Genomic DNA, 14,324 nt, shown 5'->3' with positions numbered 1-14,324 from the left:
AACGTACGTCGCGCCTGATATCCGTGTCCGGACTTGTATGATATATATTACCTAGTGTGGGATTATATTCCACTTAGCCATTTAGGAGTAGCCTCTTATTCGAGAACAGCACAGAACTGTCCATGAACGAGCAACGTGTACAGCCATCCCCCGACAGCCCCGAGGGACTCGCCGACCCGACCGACGAGCGGTCCAACTGCGGCGTCGGCGTCGTCATGGACCTGGACGACGGAACCAGTCACGCCGTCGTCGCTGACGGCCTCGAACTACTCGAAAACCTCGAACACCGCGGCACCACCGGCGCGGAAGAACGCACAGGCGACGGTGCCGGCGTCCTCTTACAGACCCCACACGAGTTCTTCGACGACGTTCTCGACGGGTCAGTGCCGGACACCTACGCCGTCGGTTCGATGTTCTTTCCCGCGGACGGGAACGCGGCGGCGCTGACCGGCGTCGTCGAGGAGACGCTCGCGACGTACGGACTCGACGTCTTCGACTGGCGGGAGGTCCCGACGAACAACGCCGGCCTCGGCGCGACGGCAGTCGACTCCGAACCGGACGTCCGCCAGTGTTTCGTCCGTGCGCCGACTCTCACGACTGACGAGTTCGACCGCGCGCTGTACGTCGCGCGACGCGCCCTTGAGAACCGGATCGAGGACGAGCGGCCACCGGGATCCGACCGCTTCTACGTCTGCTCGCTCGACCGGAAGACGCTCGTCTACAAGGGGTTGCTGAAGGGCGACCAGGTCGCCGATTACTACCCCGACCTCACCGACGTGCGCGTGAAGTCGACGTTCGCGATGGTCCACGCCCGGTTCTCGACGAACACGCTCGGCGCGTGGCATCTCGCACACCCGTACCGCAACGTCATCCACAACGGCGAGTTCAACACCATTCAGGGCAACATCAACTGGATGCGCGCTCGCGAGACGGACCTCGCGAGCGAGACGCTGGGCGAGGAGATAGAGACGGTCAAACCCGTCATCAACGACCCCGAGCAGTCAGACACCGCCTCCGTCGACAACGCGCTCGAACTCCTGATGGAGGACGGCCGCGACCTCCCACACGCCCTGCGGATGCTCATCCCCGAGGCGTGGCGGGGAGACGACGCCATGGACGAGAGCCGCCGCGACTGGTACGACTACCACGCGTCGCTCGTCGAACCGTGGGACGGCCCCGCTCTCGTCGCGGCGACCGACGGCGACCGCATCGGCGCGGTGCTCGACAGGAACGGCCTGCGACCCTGCCGGTACGACGTGACGACCGACAACACGCTGGTCATGGCCAGCGAGGCCGGCGCGCTCGAACACGACCCCGCGGAGATAGCGGAGCGCGGCCGCCTCCAACCCGGCCAACTGTTCCTGGCCGACCCCGAGGAGGGCCGAGTCGTTCCCGACGAGGAAGTGTTCGACGACCTCACCGACGAGACGTACGGCGAGTGGGTCGATGCCGAGCAGGTCCAACTCGACACCGTCGCCGACACCGAGGACTACGAGCCCCGGACCAGCGCCGAGGACCTCCGCGCTCACCAGGCGACCTACGGCTACAGCCACGACGAACTGGAGAACCTCATCGAGCCGATGATGAAACAGGGGAAAGACCCCGTCGGGTCGATGGGCGACGACACGCCGTTGTCGGTGCTGTCGGACTACAACCGCCCGCTGTTCACCTACTTCAAACAGCTGTTCGCGCAGGTGACGAACCCGCCGCTCGACTACATCCGGGAGGAACTCGTCACGAGCATGGAGTCGCGGCTGGGCTTCCAGCGCAATCTGCTCGACGAGACGCAGGAGCACGCCCGGCAACTGGTCGCCGATTCGCCGGTCCTCACGGACGCGGAGATGGCCGCCGTCCGAAACGTCTCCGCGAACGGGATCACCTCGGCGACTGTCGACATCACCTACGACCCGGACACCGACCTGCGAACCGCCGTCGAGGACGTGCGCGACGACGCCCGCAAGGCAATCGAAGACGGCCACGATGTTGTCGTGCTCTCGGACCGCGCGACCGGGCCAGACCGCGTCCCGATCCCGAGCCTGCTGGCGATGGGCGCGGTCCACCACCACCTCGTCCGGAACGGCCTGCGCAACCACGCCGGGATCGTCGTCGAGTCCGCCGACCCGCGTGCGGTTCATCACCTCGCGGCGCTCGTCGGCTACGGAGCTGACGCCGTCAACCCGTACCTCGCGTACGAGACCATTTCGGACCTCGTCGCAGGCGAGGACGGGGCCGATGTCGAGGACGCCGTCCGGGCGTACGTCGGCGCGCTGGAGGACGGCCTCCTGAAGACGATGGCGAAGATGGGCATCTCCACGGTCGAGAGCTACCAGGGCGCACAGATCTTCGAGGCGGTCGGCCTCGACGACGACTTCGTCGCCGAGTACTTCGCGGGCACGGAGTCCCGCACCGGCGGCATCGGCATCGAGGAGATCGAGGAGGACCTCGAAGCACGCCACGAATCAGCGTTCGACGGCGCGGACATCGACCGCTACGGCGAGTACGAACACCGGTCCGACGGCATCCACCACCAGTGGAACCCCGAAACCGTCGGCACGTTACAGCGGGCCGTCCGACAGGGCGACTACGACACCTACCGGGAGTTCGCCGAGCAGATCAACGACCAGGGCGAGACCCTGCAGACGCTGCGCGGACTGCTGGAGTTCGACACCGACGGGCGCGAACCGATCCCCATCGAGGCGGTCGAACCCGTCGCCGACATCGTCGAGCGCTTCTCGACCGCCGCGATGAGTCTCGGTAGTCTCTCGCCGGAGGCTCACGAGAACAACTCGATCGCGATGAACCGCCTCGGCGGCAAGTCGAACACCGGCGAGGGCGGCGAACCCCCCGAGCGGTTCGGTACCGAAAAGGAGTGCAACGTCAAGCAGGTGGCGTCGGGCCGCTTCGGCGTCACGTCGTCGTACCTCACGAACGCCGACGAACTGCAGATCAAGATGGCGCAGGGGTCAAAGCCCGGCGAAGGCGGCCACCTGCCCGGGATGAAGGTCAACGAGATGATCGCCCACGTCCGGCACGCGACGCCGGGGGTCGGTCTCATCTCGCCGCCGCCGCTGCACGACATCTACTCCATCGAGGACCTGAAACAGCTGATCCACGACCTGAAAGCCGCCAACTCCGCGGCGGATATCAACGTCAAACTCGTCTCGGAGGCGGGCATCGGCACCATCGCGGCCGGCGTCGCAAAGGCAAACGCCGACGTGGTCCACATCTCGGGTCACTCCGGCGGGACGGGCGCGAGCCCGCGCACCTCCATCAAGAACGCCGGCCTGCCGTGGGAACTCGGCCTCGCGGAGGCGAACCAGATGCTCGTCGAGACGGACCTGCGCGACCGTATCCGCGTCTCCGTCGACGGCGGGATGAAAACTGGCCGCGACGTGGCGGTCGGCGCGCTGCTCGGGGCCGAGGAGTACGTCTTCGGCACCGCGTCACTGGTCACCAGCGGTTGCGTGATGGCCCGACAGTGTCACAAGAACACCTGCCCGGTCGGCGTCGCCACCCAGCGCGAGGAACTCCGCGAGCGGTTCCCGGGCGAGCCCGAACACGTCATCAACTACATGACGTTCATCGCGCAGGAACTCCGCGAGATCATGGCCGAACTCGGCTTCGAGACGGTTGATGAGATGGTCGGCCGCGTCGACGCCCTCTCCCAGCGCGACGACATCGACCACCCCAAGGCCCGCAACGTAGACCTCTCCGGAGTACTCGCCGAGCCTGACGGCGACCAGCGCCGGAAGGTCCGCGAACAGACCCACGAGATAGACGAGCAACTCGACCACGACCTGATCGAGGCGGCCGAGACCGCACTGGAGAACCAGGAACCGGTCGAGATCGTCACCGACGTGTCGAACGCGGACCGCGCGGTCGGCGCGATGCTCTCGAACGAGATATCGACTCGGTACGGCGTCGCCGGTCTGCCGGAAGACACCGTCGACGTCGACCTCCGCGGGACCGCCGGACAGAGCTTCGGCGCGTTCCTCCAGTCCGGCGTGTCGATGCACCTGACCGGCGCGGCCAACGATTACGTCGGCAAAGGTCTCTCCGGCGGGACGCTCTCGGTGACGACGCCCGATAACGCGAACTACGAGGCCGACGAGAACGTCTGCATCGGCAACGTCGCGCTCTACGGTGCAACGGAGGGCGAGGCATACGTCAACGGCGTCGCCGGCGAGCGCTTCGCCGTCCGCAACTCCGGCGTCACGGCCGTCGTCGAGGGCGTCGGCGACCACGGCTGCGAGTACATGACCGGCGGTGCCGTCGCCGTGTTAGGCGACACCGGAAAGAACTTCGCGGCCGGCATGTCCGGCGGCGTCGCGTACGTCCTGGACGAGTCCGGCGACTTCGAGTCGAAGGCCAACACCGGCATGGTGAGCCTCGCCGACTCGCTCTCGGAGAAGGACCGGCGCATGCTGAAGCGCCTCGTCGAGAACCACGTCGCCTACACCGACAGCGAGAAGGGCAAGGAGGTGCTCCAGAACTGGGAGGAGTCGCTCTCCCGGTTCGTGAAGGTGATGCCGGACGCGTACCACCGCGTCATCACTGAAGAGGGCGCAGACGACATCCGCGAGTCACCGCCCGAACCCGCGACGGTCGGTACGACGGCGGGGTCGTCCGGCTTCGCGGCGTCGACCGACGACTGAGAGTAGGCGGTCGCAGTCGTCTTTTGTCGTCGGCGACGGGCCGATTCGTCACCGGTCAGTTCCGACTGTCACGCTCCGCGCGCGCCGCCGACAGTAGCGCCCCGCGGTCGGGCGCAGCGAGCAGGTGCGCGTCGCAGTCGCAGTCCGAGGCCCCCACGCCAGACACCTGCTCGCCGGGGAGCGCGCCGGCGAGGTGACACTCCAGGTCGGCGTCGGGAAAGGTAACTGCCTCAGCGAGCGACGCTGCGGGGTGACCGAGCAGGTAGTCGATGTGCCAGTGTCTGGCGTCGCGTTCGCCGGCCGCGAGCTCCCGGTGTCTGTCGACCCGCGAGAAGCCGCCGGGACCGAACGTGCTCCCCACGTAGGCGTAGGTTCCAGCGTCGAACTCGCGGTCGCCGAGCGCGCCGACCTCGATGGTCGCCGGTTCGTCGAGGGCCACGACGAGGACGTACGTTCCGGGCACGGGCGAGGCTGGGGGCCGCCGACAGTATCAATCGACCGATTCGTCACCGTTTTGCCCGCCGTCGTCCCATCCGGACGTATGGACCACCTGTTCGTCATCGGCGGCACGCGTTTCATCGGCCGCCACGTCGTCGACGAGTTCCGCGAACACGACTACGAGGTCACCGTCTTCAACCGGGGCAACCACGAGAACCCGTTTGCGGATTCGGACGGCGTGTCTCATGTCGAGGGCGACCGGACGGACGACGGCGACCTGGCGGCGGCCGCCCGCGAAGTCGACCCGGATGTCGTCGTCGACTGCGTCGCGTACAAGCCGAGAGAGGTGCGGACGGCGACGCGGATATTCGACGACGTCGACGCCTACGTGTTCGTCTCCAGCGGGTCCGCCTACGGTCGCGAGGACCTGCCGAAGCGCGAGGGGGAAACGCCGCTTTGTGAATGCACCGACGAACAGGCGAGAGACGATTCGGACTCCTCGTACGGCCCGCGGAAGGCCGAGGGGGACCGGGCCGTGTTCGCGGCGGCCGACAACGGCGTGAACGCCATGAGCGTCCGCCCCTGCATCGTCTACGGCCCGCACGACTACACCGAGCGCCTGGACTACTGGATAGACCGCGCGAACGAGTACGACCGCGTCGTCGTGCCGGGCGACGGAACGAACGTCTGGCACCGCGCCTACGTCGAGGACGTGGCGAGCGCGATCCGCGTCGTCGCTGAGTCGGGCGATGCGGGCGAGGCGTACAACGTCGGCGACCGCCGTATGGTCACGCTGGAGGAGATGGTGGACCTGATCGCCGCGGCCCTCGGGACCGATGTCGAAGTTGTCCACGCCGGCGCGCGGGAACTCGCGACGGCGGATCTGGCGCTCGACGACTTCATCCTGTACCGGGAGTACCCGCACATCCTCGATACGAACAAACTGGCCGACCTCGGGTGGGAGTCGACGCCGCTCGACGAGGCGATGGCCCGCAGCGTCGAGGACCACCTGGAGAGCGACCGCGACGGGCGCGAACACGGCCCCAGTCGCGAGGCCGAAGAGCGCATTCTCGGCGTTCTGGACACGCTGTAATCCGGGAGTTTCTGTAACTGCTTCCCGGTGTTCGCCGTCCCTGCGTCGGCGAAATACAGAACTGAATTACAACAGTCCCCATGAGGCGTCGTTCGTCGGAGTAGCGACGACGAAAACCCCTTTATCCCCCGCCGAGAGGGACACAGGTATGTTCGACAAGTCGACGTGGATCCGCCTGCCCCGCAACGTCGTTGTGGGCCACGGCGCTCTCGACCAGACGGTCGACGCGGTCGACGAGCTCCACCTGACGGGGACGCCGCTCATCGTCAGCAGCCCAACTCCCTGGACGATCGCCGGCGAGGAGATCGCCGAGTCGTTCGCGGCGCGGGGCAACGACCCCGAGACGGTGATCGTCGAAGAGGCGAGTTTCGAGGCGATACAGAGAGTCATCGACAAGGCCCGCGATGTCGATCCCGGCTTTCTCATCGGGGTCGGCGGCGGCAAACCGATCGACATCGCGAAGATGGCGAGCGAAGATATCGGACGCGGGTTCGTCTCCGTCCCGACCGCGGCGAGCCACGACGGCATCGTGAGCGGCCGCGGTTCCGTCCCCGAAGGCGACACCCGTCACAGCGTCGCCGCGGAACCGCCGCTCGCGGTCATCGCGGACACGGGGATACTCGCCGACGCACCGTGGGAACTCACCACCGCTGGCTGTGCCGACATCATCAGCAACTACACCGCAGTGATGGACTGGCGGTTAGCCAACCGCCTGAAAAACGTCCGGTTCTCCGAGTACTCCGCCGCGCTGGCGGAGATGACCGCCGAGATGCTGGTCGACAACGCCGACACCGTCCGTCCCGGTCTGGAGGAGTCCGCCTGGGCCGTCGTGAAGGCGCTGGTCTCCAGCGGCGTCGCCATGTCCATCGCCGGGTCGTCGCGGCCCGCCAGCGGCGCGGAACACCTCTTCTCGCACCAGTTAGACCGCATCGCACCCAACGAGGCGCTACACGGGCATCAGGTCGGCGTCGGGTCGATCGTGACCGCGTATCTCCATGGGGGTGAGCGCGGCATCTGGCGGGACATCCGCGACGCGCTGGCGAGCATCGACGCCCCGACGACAGCCGGCGAACTCGGCATCGACGACGCGACGGTGATAGAGGCGCTGACAACCGCCCACGAGATACGCGACCGATACACGATCCTCGGCGACGGCGTGAACGAGCGGGCCGCCCGCGAAGCGGCGAGGAAAACGGGCGTCATCTGAGACGGGATCGGACGGGGCTGGTATTCAAATACACTTCACAATATTTGTTGCATATAGCGTGGAAGTTTCTGTACTGGGTCGGGTGTTAAACCGATTCAGCTCAGTTCGGCACGGTTGAACTGCCAGGCACCGAGGGCAAGCGGAACGACGACCCACGCCGCGAGGATGATGACCATGAACCATCCCTCGATGTAAAACGGCGGGTCCGTGACGACGGCCCCGGCCTGAGCGTTGAACCGGTCCGGCATGATCAGTTTCAGGATGCCGTTGAGGTACGCGCCCGTCGGACTGATACTGAAGATCAACTCGGTGACGCTGTCCGAGACCTCCAGGCCGAACTCGTCGGACAGGAACCCGATCATCTGAACGGGTCCGACCGGGAGGAAGTTCCAGACGAGGTTGAACACGAAGAAGAAGCCGATGGCGCTGCCCATCGCTCGGGACCGACTCGACGACGCGGCGGAGATGGCGACGGCGACCGAAACGTATGCCAGCGCGTAAAGCACCGTCACGGCGGCGAACAGCGCGTATTCGTCGTACTCGAACGTCATGTCGGGAACGAGTACCGCTGCCGCGGCTACGCCGACGGCGAACGACAACAGGAGACCGGCGGCCACGACGGCCGAACGGGAGAGGAGTTTGCCGAGGACGACGTCAGTCCGCGAGTTCGGCAGTCCGAGCAGCCACTTGATGCTCCCCGACTCGCGCTCTCCGGCGATAGAGAGATACGCCGCCACCAGAGCGGTGAGGGGGACGAGCAGCGCTCCGCCGATGCCGACGAGCCCCCAGAGCACCTGATAGAAGTCGGGCTCCGGACCCTGGGTCTGTCCCCAGAAGAACAGGAGCATGAACAGCGTGTACAGCGCGGCGGGAGCCCAGACGAGTTTCGCGCGCCGGACGTCCTTGAAGTCCTTCCGGACGACGTTCGCAATGCTCATGCGACCACCGCCGTACCGGAGGTTGTTTCGGCAGGTATCGCGTCACGCTCGCGTTCGGCGTGTTCGTCGAGACGGTGCGTCACCGGAACTGATTTGATTGCTGTCATTGGTTCGTAAAACGGATGTGGAGGCGGTGAGTTAGCCGAGTTCGGCGCGCTGGAACCGCCAGATACCCAGCGCGAGCGGGACGACCAGCCACGCGACGAGGATGACGACCATGAACCACGCTTCGAGGTAGAAAGGCGAACTGCCGGACATCCCGCCGGCGAACTGGGGCGTGTCGAGGAATTGTAGCGACCCGAAATACGCGCCTGTCGGACTCGACGCCCAGATTAGATCGAGCGTGTTCTGGGACACGTCCGTTCCGAGTTTGTCTGCCAGAAACTGAACCATGTTTCTCGGGCTCACCGGGAGGAAGTTCCAGACGAGGTTGAACACGAAGAAGAACCCGATAGCGCCGCCCATCGCACGCGAGCGACTCGACGATACGGCGGAGATACTCACTGCTACTCCGACGTACGTCAACGCGTACAGCAGCGTCAGGGCGACGAACACGGCGTAGTCGGCGTATTCGAACGTCATGTCCGGGACGAACACCATCGCAGCGAGGACGGCGACGGCGAACGAAACCAACAGCCCCGCCGCGACCACGGCAGACCGTGCGAGGAGTTTACCGAGAACCACGTCGGACCGGGAGTTCGGGAGTCCGAGCAGGAACTTGATGCTCCCCGACTCGCGCTCTCCGGCGATGGAAAGGTACGCCGCCACCAGTGCGATGAGCGGGATGAGCATGACGCCGCCGATCCCGGCCAGCCCCTGGATCAGGCTGTAGAAGTTAGGGTTGGCAGGTCCGTTGCTCTGCCCCCAGAAAAACAGGAGCATGAACATGGTGTACAGCGCGGCGGGTGCCCAGACGAGTTTCGCGCGCCGGACGTCTTTGAAGTCCTTTCGGACGACGTTCGCGATGCTCATGCTGTCACCTCGGCGGGATCGGAGACGCGCTCTTCGGAACTGCCGGCGTCGCCAGTCGTGTACGTGTTGAACAGTTCTTCGAGCGACGTGTCCTCGGAGAGGATGTCGACGACTTCGGCCTGCTGGGCGAGTGTCGTCACGACATCGACTTTCACGGAGGGGTCCTCGCAGACGACAGTCACCGTTCCGTCATCGACATCAGCCTGCACGACACCGTCAACGCTGGAGAGGTCGATCCGGTCCGGAATCCCGCCGAGTTCGACGTCGATGGTTGCCTGGCCGTCCGAACTGTCACGCAGGTTCTCGATGGTGTCGACGGTCGCCAGTTGCCCCTCGTTCATGATGCCGACGCGGTCACACACCGCCTCGACCTCGGGGAGGATGTGACTGGAGAAAAACACCGTCGTCCCGCTCGCGGCCTCCTCGCGTATGAGGTCGCGCATCTCCTGAATACCGTTCGGGTCCAGCCCGGAGGAGGGCTCGTCGAGGATCAGCAGTTCGGGATCGCCGACAAGCGCCATACCGAACGAGAGGCGCTGGGCCATCCCCTTCGAGTAGCCGCCGGCTTGACGGGTTGCGTCATCATGGTCGAGACCGACCTTATCGAGGATCTCGTCGGGGTCGTCGTCGACACCTTTGGTCCGGATCGCCCACTCGACGTGTTCGCGGCCGGTCAGTCTGTCGTACACGTTCGCGCCTTCCGGGAGGACGCCAACTTTGCGCCGGATCGCACCGGATTCCTTTTGAGCATCGTGGCCGAGCACCGTCGCCGAGCCGTCAGTCGGCCGGATGAAATCGAGCAGCATATTGATCGTCGTCGACTTCCCGGCACCGTTCGGGCCGAGGAAGCCGAATATCTCGCCCTCCTCGATCGTTAGGGTGAGGTCATCGACGGCTAACACGTCCTCTCCGAACCGCTTCGTCAGTGAGTCGGTTTCGATAGCAGTCATAGTTTAGTTGGTACGGGTAACCGAGAGCCAGGGTTCTCTTGTGGTGGCTGTCACTCGTCCAACCAATAGTATTTACGGAATCCACTTAGCTTAATTTATACCGTCAAAACGAGCGTGAGCCGACGCGAGCCAGACGCTTCACTGTCGTGGGCCGTCGTGATAGAGTCCCACTCCATCGCTACACGTGTTCGTCGAGGAAGTCGGCGATCGCGGAGTAGGCCTCGATTCGGTTTTCCAGTTTCGTGAACCCGTGGCCTTCGTCCTCGAAGATCAGCGTTCGTACCGGGACACCCTGATCGACTGCCCGGTCCGCGATCTGCTCGGCCTCGCCGACGGGCACGCGCGGGTCGTTCTCGCCGTGGAGGACGAACAGCGGGGCCTCGATGTTCTCGATGTTGTTGATAGGGCTGATCTCGGCCAGGAACTCTCGGTCATCGTCGAGACTGCCGTACTCCGCTTCTCGGAGTTCTCGCCGCCAGTCGCCGGTGTTTTCCAGGAACGTGACGAAGTTAGCGATCCCGACGATATCGACGCCGGCGGCCCAGAGGTCGGGATACTCCGTGAGACAGGCGAGTACCATGAACCCCCCGTAAGAGCCGCCCTTCGCGACGATCCGGTCAGGGTCGACCGCGGGGTGGTCGCAGAGCCACTCGACGCACGCTTTCACGTCGGCGACCGAGTCCATGCGTTTGTGTACGTCGTCGAGGTGAGTGTACTCCCGACCGTACCCCGAGGAGCCGCGGACGTTCGGTTCGAAGACGGCGTAGCCGCGGTTCAGGAAGTACTGCTTCACGCCGTTGAAGGAGGGCCGGCGCTGACTCGCAGGGCCGCCGTGAATGTCGACAACGACCGGAGTCTCGCCCGCATCAGCGACCTCGGGCAGGGTGAAAAAGCCCGGTACCTCCAGTGTCTCATCAGTCACCGGTCCGCGGTCAGACTGTCGACTCCCGTCGACACCGGAACTCTCCACGCGAACTAGCTCCGACTCGCGGAACGACTCACGGGGGATGCCGGCGGTCGGCGCGTCGGTCCAGCGCTCGGCCTCGCCCGTCTCTACGTCCACGACGTACACGTTCGGATTGGTCGCGTCGCCGTTGGCGGTGATCGCGAAGCGCTCGGCGTCCGGACCGAAGTCGACGCCGCCGCAGACGCCGCCCGGCAGGTCGGGGTCGGGGAACTCGTCGATATCGGTCTCGTTCACCAGTTCGCCGACGGTGAGTTCGGTGTACCCATCGACGTTGCGCGAGTAGGCGAGTCGCCCGGTCTCGTCGTCCAGCGCGACGCCGTCGACGTTCCACTGCCCACCGTCTTCGACGACATCGATCTCGCGCGTGTCGTGGTCGAGACGGGCGAGGTACAGCGTGTCGCTCCCCTCGTCCGTAACGAGGTAGAGCGCGTCGCCGTCGGGGGCCCACTCTGTACTCCGGTATCTAACGTCGTCCGTCTCCGGGGTGAGATGCGTCAAGTCGCAGGATTCGAGGTCGAGCACGTGGAGGTCGTGGTCGAAACTCGAGTGTGCCTCGTAGACGATCAGACGGTCGTCGTCCGGGCTCCACCCGCCGAGCGAGAGCCAGCCGTCGCCTTCGTGTACGAGCGTTGCGTCGTCTCCCGCTTCGTCGCGCGCCTGCACGTAGACGTCGAAGACGGCCTCGTTCCGTCGGTTCGAGGCGAACGCGAACCGCTCGCCGTCGTGACTCCACCCGCCCCATCGGTGTTTCGACTCGGGGGTTTCGGTCAGCGCCGACACCGTTCCGTCGGCGGCGTCGAGGCGGAAAAACTGCGTGCGCTCGTCGCCTCCCTCGTCCATACCGAAGACGAGTTCGTCGCGTTCCGGCGACCACGAGACGAAGGTGACTCGCTCGTCGTAGAACGTGCGCTGTTCCGGCCACGCGCCCGCTTCGTCGAGCGTCCAAACCTGCGGCACTCTCACGATATCGAGCAGGAACGCGAGCCGCTCGCCCTCGGAGTCGAACGAAGCACCGTACGCCTTCCTGACGTTGAGATAGCGTTCGATGTCGTAGCTCACGGGAACACTCCGTTCGGCCGGAAGAAAGCAGTTCGGGTCACGACGGGTCGACCGTTAACCGCCGACGGCGATATTCGGTAGCGGTCTTTCACCCACCGACGAGGTAATGAATAGTTTTGCGACTGTTCCTCACCGTTTCAGGTCACGTCGTCATGTACATCCGTCGTTACCAAAGGAAGGCGTACAGATACGGCCGTCAGTCAATGTGTGTTACCTCATCCCATATCCCGCCGTTACTCAGATCGACGCCGACCGATCGTGAAAATAATCTAACCGGAACCGAAGGGACTCAGATCATAACAAAGGGGCCCTGAATTGACGCCAAGAGATGGAAGAGTACCAATGACAGATGCAAACGAACGGAGACGCGCAGTCGTTCTCGCAGCGCTGGTCGCGCTGAGCGCGATCGCGATCGGAGTCGGTCCGATCGGCGCGGTAGCCAGCGACGGCGACTACAGTGCGGACGCCGGCGTCTCCGGACAGAACAACGTACAGCAACAGGAGGGTGGAACACTCTCCGGAGAAACAAACCTCTCTAATGCCGATGTGACGATACGAGGCGACGGCGCTGACGACAGACTCGGAGCGTCGATCGCTCCCGCCGGCGACGTAGATGGGGACGGTAACGACGACGTGCTCGTCGGCGCGCCGTTTAACAACAGCACAGACACCAGAAGCGGGGCGGCGTACCTCTTCACCGGTCCCGTCGAGGACGGCGAGTACGACGCCGCTGACGCCGACCTGACGCTCCGGGGCGAGAGCGCCAGTGACTGGGCCGGATACAGCGTCGCGTCGGGCGACGTCAACGGCGACGGCGATAGCGACCTGATCGTCGGCGCGCCGCTGCACGACGACCCCGCCAACGACGCCGGAGCGGTGTACGTCGTCTACGGCGCGGCGGACATGACGGGGACGATGAACCTCTCCGACGCCGACGTGAAACTCACCGGTGCCGAGGCCGGCGACCAGTTCGGCCTCTCGGTCGCCGCGGTCGACCCGAACGACGACGGCACTGACGCCGTCGCGGTCGGCGCGCCGCGTAACGACGGGGCCGGACAGAACGCCGGTGCCGCATACACCTTCGAGATCGACGGCGACGTGATGCTCTCGGCGACTGACGCCGACGCGACGATGCGCGGCGAGTCGGCCGGCGACCGCGCTGGTCAGGCCGTCGCGAACGGTGGCGACGTGAACGGCGACGGAGCCGCTGACATCCTCGTCGGCGCGCCGTTCAACAACAGCACCGCCTCCAACGCCGGTGCCGCCTACGCCGTGGTCCAGGCCGACGGCGAGTCCTCGCTCGCGGACGCAGCCGTCAAGATGAGCGGCGAGTCGTCCGGCGACCTGGCCGGATGGTCGCTCTCCGACGCCGGCGACGTGAACGGCGACGGAGTCGGCGACGTGGTCGTCGGCGCGCCGTTCAACGACAGCACTGGCGCGTCCGCCGGTGCCGCCTACGTCGTCCACGGCGGCGACCTGCCGAGCGAACTGAACCTCGGCGACGCCGACGTGCGACTCGCCGGCGAGGACGACGGCGACCGCGCCGGATGGTCGGTCTCTTCGGCCGGGTCCGGCGACGTGACCTGCGACGAGTACGACGACGTGCTCGTCGGCGCGCCGTTCAGCGACTCCAACGGCAACGAACACGGGAGCGCTTACCTCGTCTACGGCGGCGAGAACCTCGCGGAGAACCGCAGTCTCGAAACCGCCGAGGCGACGCTCCACGGCGAAGGTGCCGGCGACCGCGCTGGCATCGCCGTCTCGGACGTCAACGACACCAGCGGCGACGGCAACGAGGACATCGCAGTCGGCGCGACGCGCAACGACAGCGACGTCGAAAACAGCGGTGCCGCATACATCGTGAACGGTCAGTGTCCGGCCGGGGAGGAACCGAAAAAGACGACGGAAGAACCGGCTGACACGACGACAGAGACGACCACGGAAACCGCGACTGAACGCGACACTACTACGAAACAGGACACGACGACCACGCCGCAAACCACGACGCCGACGACCACGCCGCAGACGACCACCGAAACCACCAC

8 protein-coding genes and 1 pseudogene are annotated in these 14,324 nt (G+C 65.5%); 4 read left to right on the top strand and 5 right to left on the bottom strand.

Annotated features, from left to right (window positions below; translation table 11 throughout):
• Nucleotides 1-122 precede the first annotated feature (122 nt).
• The gene (gene gltB / locus SM753_RS12495; RefSeq protein ID WP_323191846.1) at nt 123-4,655 is read left to right on the top strand and encodes a glutamate synthase large subunit; all 4,533 of its coding nucleotides are present in this window, start codon (nt 123-125) and stop codon (nt 4,653-4,655) included.
• A gap of 55 nt (nt 4,656-4,710) precedes the next feature.
• On the opposite strand, the gene SM753_RS12490 is transcribed toward gltB, so the two are convergent.
• On the bottom strand, nt 4,711-5,118 hold the full coding sequence (locus tag SM753_RS12490; protein ID WP_323191845.1) for a GIY-YIG nuclease family protein: 408 nt from the start codon (nt 5,116-5,118) through the stop codon (nt 4,711-4,713).
• A 78-nt stretch (nt 5,119-5,196) separates the two neighbouring features.
• Between SM753_RS12490 and SM753_RS12485 the strand changes: the two genes are divergently transcribed.
• The gene (locus tag SM753_RS12485; RefSeq protein ID WP_323191844.1) at nt 5,197-6,186 is read left to right on the top strand and encodes an NAD-dependent epimerase/dehydratase family protein; all 990 of its coding nucleotides are present in this window, start codon (nt 5,197-5,199) and stop codon (nt 6,184-6,186) included.
• Nucleotides 6,187-6,334: 148 nt separating this feature from the next.
• The gene (locus SM753_RS12480) at nt 6,335-7,393 is read left to right on the top strand and encodes an NAD(P)-dependent glycerol-1-phosphate dehydrogenase (protein WP_135533546.1); all 1,059 of its coding nucleotides are present in this window, start codon (nt 6,335-6,337) and stop codon (nt 7,391-7,393) included.
• Between the two features lie 95 nt (nt 7,394-7,488).
• Here SM753_RS12480 and SM753_RS12475 read toward each other — a convergent pair whose 3' ends face one another.
• The 4 genes from SM753_RS12475 to SM753_RS12460 all read right to left on the bottom strand — a co-directional run bounded on the left by SM753_RS12475 (nt 7,489) and on the right by SM753_RS12460 (nt 12,279).
• Nucleotides 7,489-8,331 (bottom strand): ABC transporter permease subunit, encoded by an 843-nt coding sequence (locus tag SM753_RS12475; protein WP_323191843.1) that lies wholly within the window; start codon nt 8,329-8,331, stop codon nt 7,489-7,491.
• 138 nt (nt 8,332-8,469) lie between these two features.
• A complete protein-coding gene (locus SM753_RS12470; RefSeq protein ID WP_323191842.1) occupies nt 8,470-9,303 on the bottom strand; it encodes an ABC transporter permease subunit in 834 nt (277 codons plus the stop codon).
• On the bottom strand, nt 9,300-10,253 hold the full coding sequence (locus SM753_RS12465; RefSeq protein WP_138796882.1) for an ABC transporter ATP-binding protein: 954 nt from the start codon (nt 10,251-10,253) through the stop codon (nt 9,300-9,302). Before SM753_RS12465 ends, SM753_RS12470 begins: the two co-directional genes overlap by 4 nt.
• 178 nt (nt 10,254-10,431) lie before the next feature.
• The gene (locus SM753_RS12460) at nt 10,432-12,279 is read right to left on the bottom strand and encodes a S9 family peptidase (RefSeq protein ID WP_323191841.1); all 1,848 of its coding nucleotides are present in this window, start codon (nt 12,277-12,279) and stop codon (nt 10,432-10,434) included.
• A 342-nt stretch (nt 12,280-12,621) separates the two neighbouring features.
• Here SM753_RS12460 and SM753_RS12455 point away from each other — a divergent pair.
• Nucleotides 12,622-14,324: pseudogene (locus tag SM753_RS12455) on the top strand (hypothetical protein); the annotation flags it as partial.

The sequence above is a fragment of the Halostella sp. PRR32 genome (assembly GCF_034808085.1).
Taxonomy (GTDB): Archaea; Halobacteriota; Halobacteria; order Halobacteriales; family Natronoarchaeaceae; genus Halostella; species Halostella pelagica.
This window is presented reverse-complemented; position numbering and strand designations above follow the sequence as displayed.

Excerpts from the sequence above, each read along its gene's own strand:
- gltB (WP_323191846.1), top strand. The coding sequence starts at position 123 with ATGAACGAGCAACGTGTACAGCCATCCCCCGACAGCCCCGAGGGACTC.
- SM753_RS12485 (WP_323191844.1), top strand. The coding sequence starts at position 5,197 with ATGGACCACCTGTTCGTCATCGGCGGCACGCGTTTCATCGGCCGCCAC.
- SM753_RS12480 (WP_135533546.1), top strand. The coding sequence starts at position 6,335 with ATGTTCGACAAGTCGACGTGGATCCGCCTGCCCCGCAACGTCGTTGTG.
- SM753_RS12475 (WP_323191843.1), bottom strand. The coding sequence starts at position 8,331 with ATGAGCATTGCGAACGTCGTCCGGAAGGACTTCAAGGACGTCCGGCGC.
- SM753_RS12470 (WP_323191842.1), bottom strand. The coding sequence starts at position 9,303 with ATGAGCATCGCGAACGTCGTCCGAAAGGACTTCAAAGACGTCCGGCGC.
- SM753_RS12465 (WP_138796882.1), bottom strand. The coding sequence starts at position 10,253 with ATGACTGCTATCGAAACCGACTCACTGACGAAGCGGTTCGGAGAGGAC.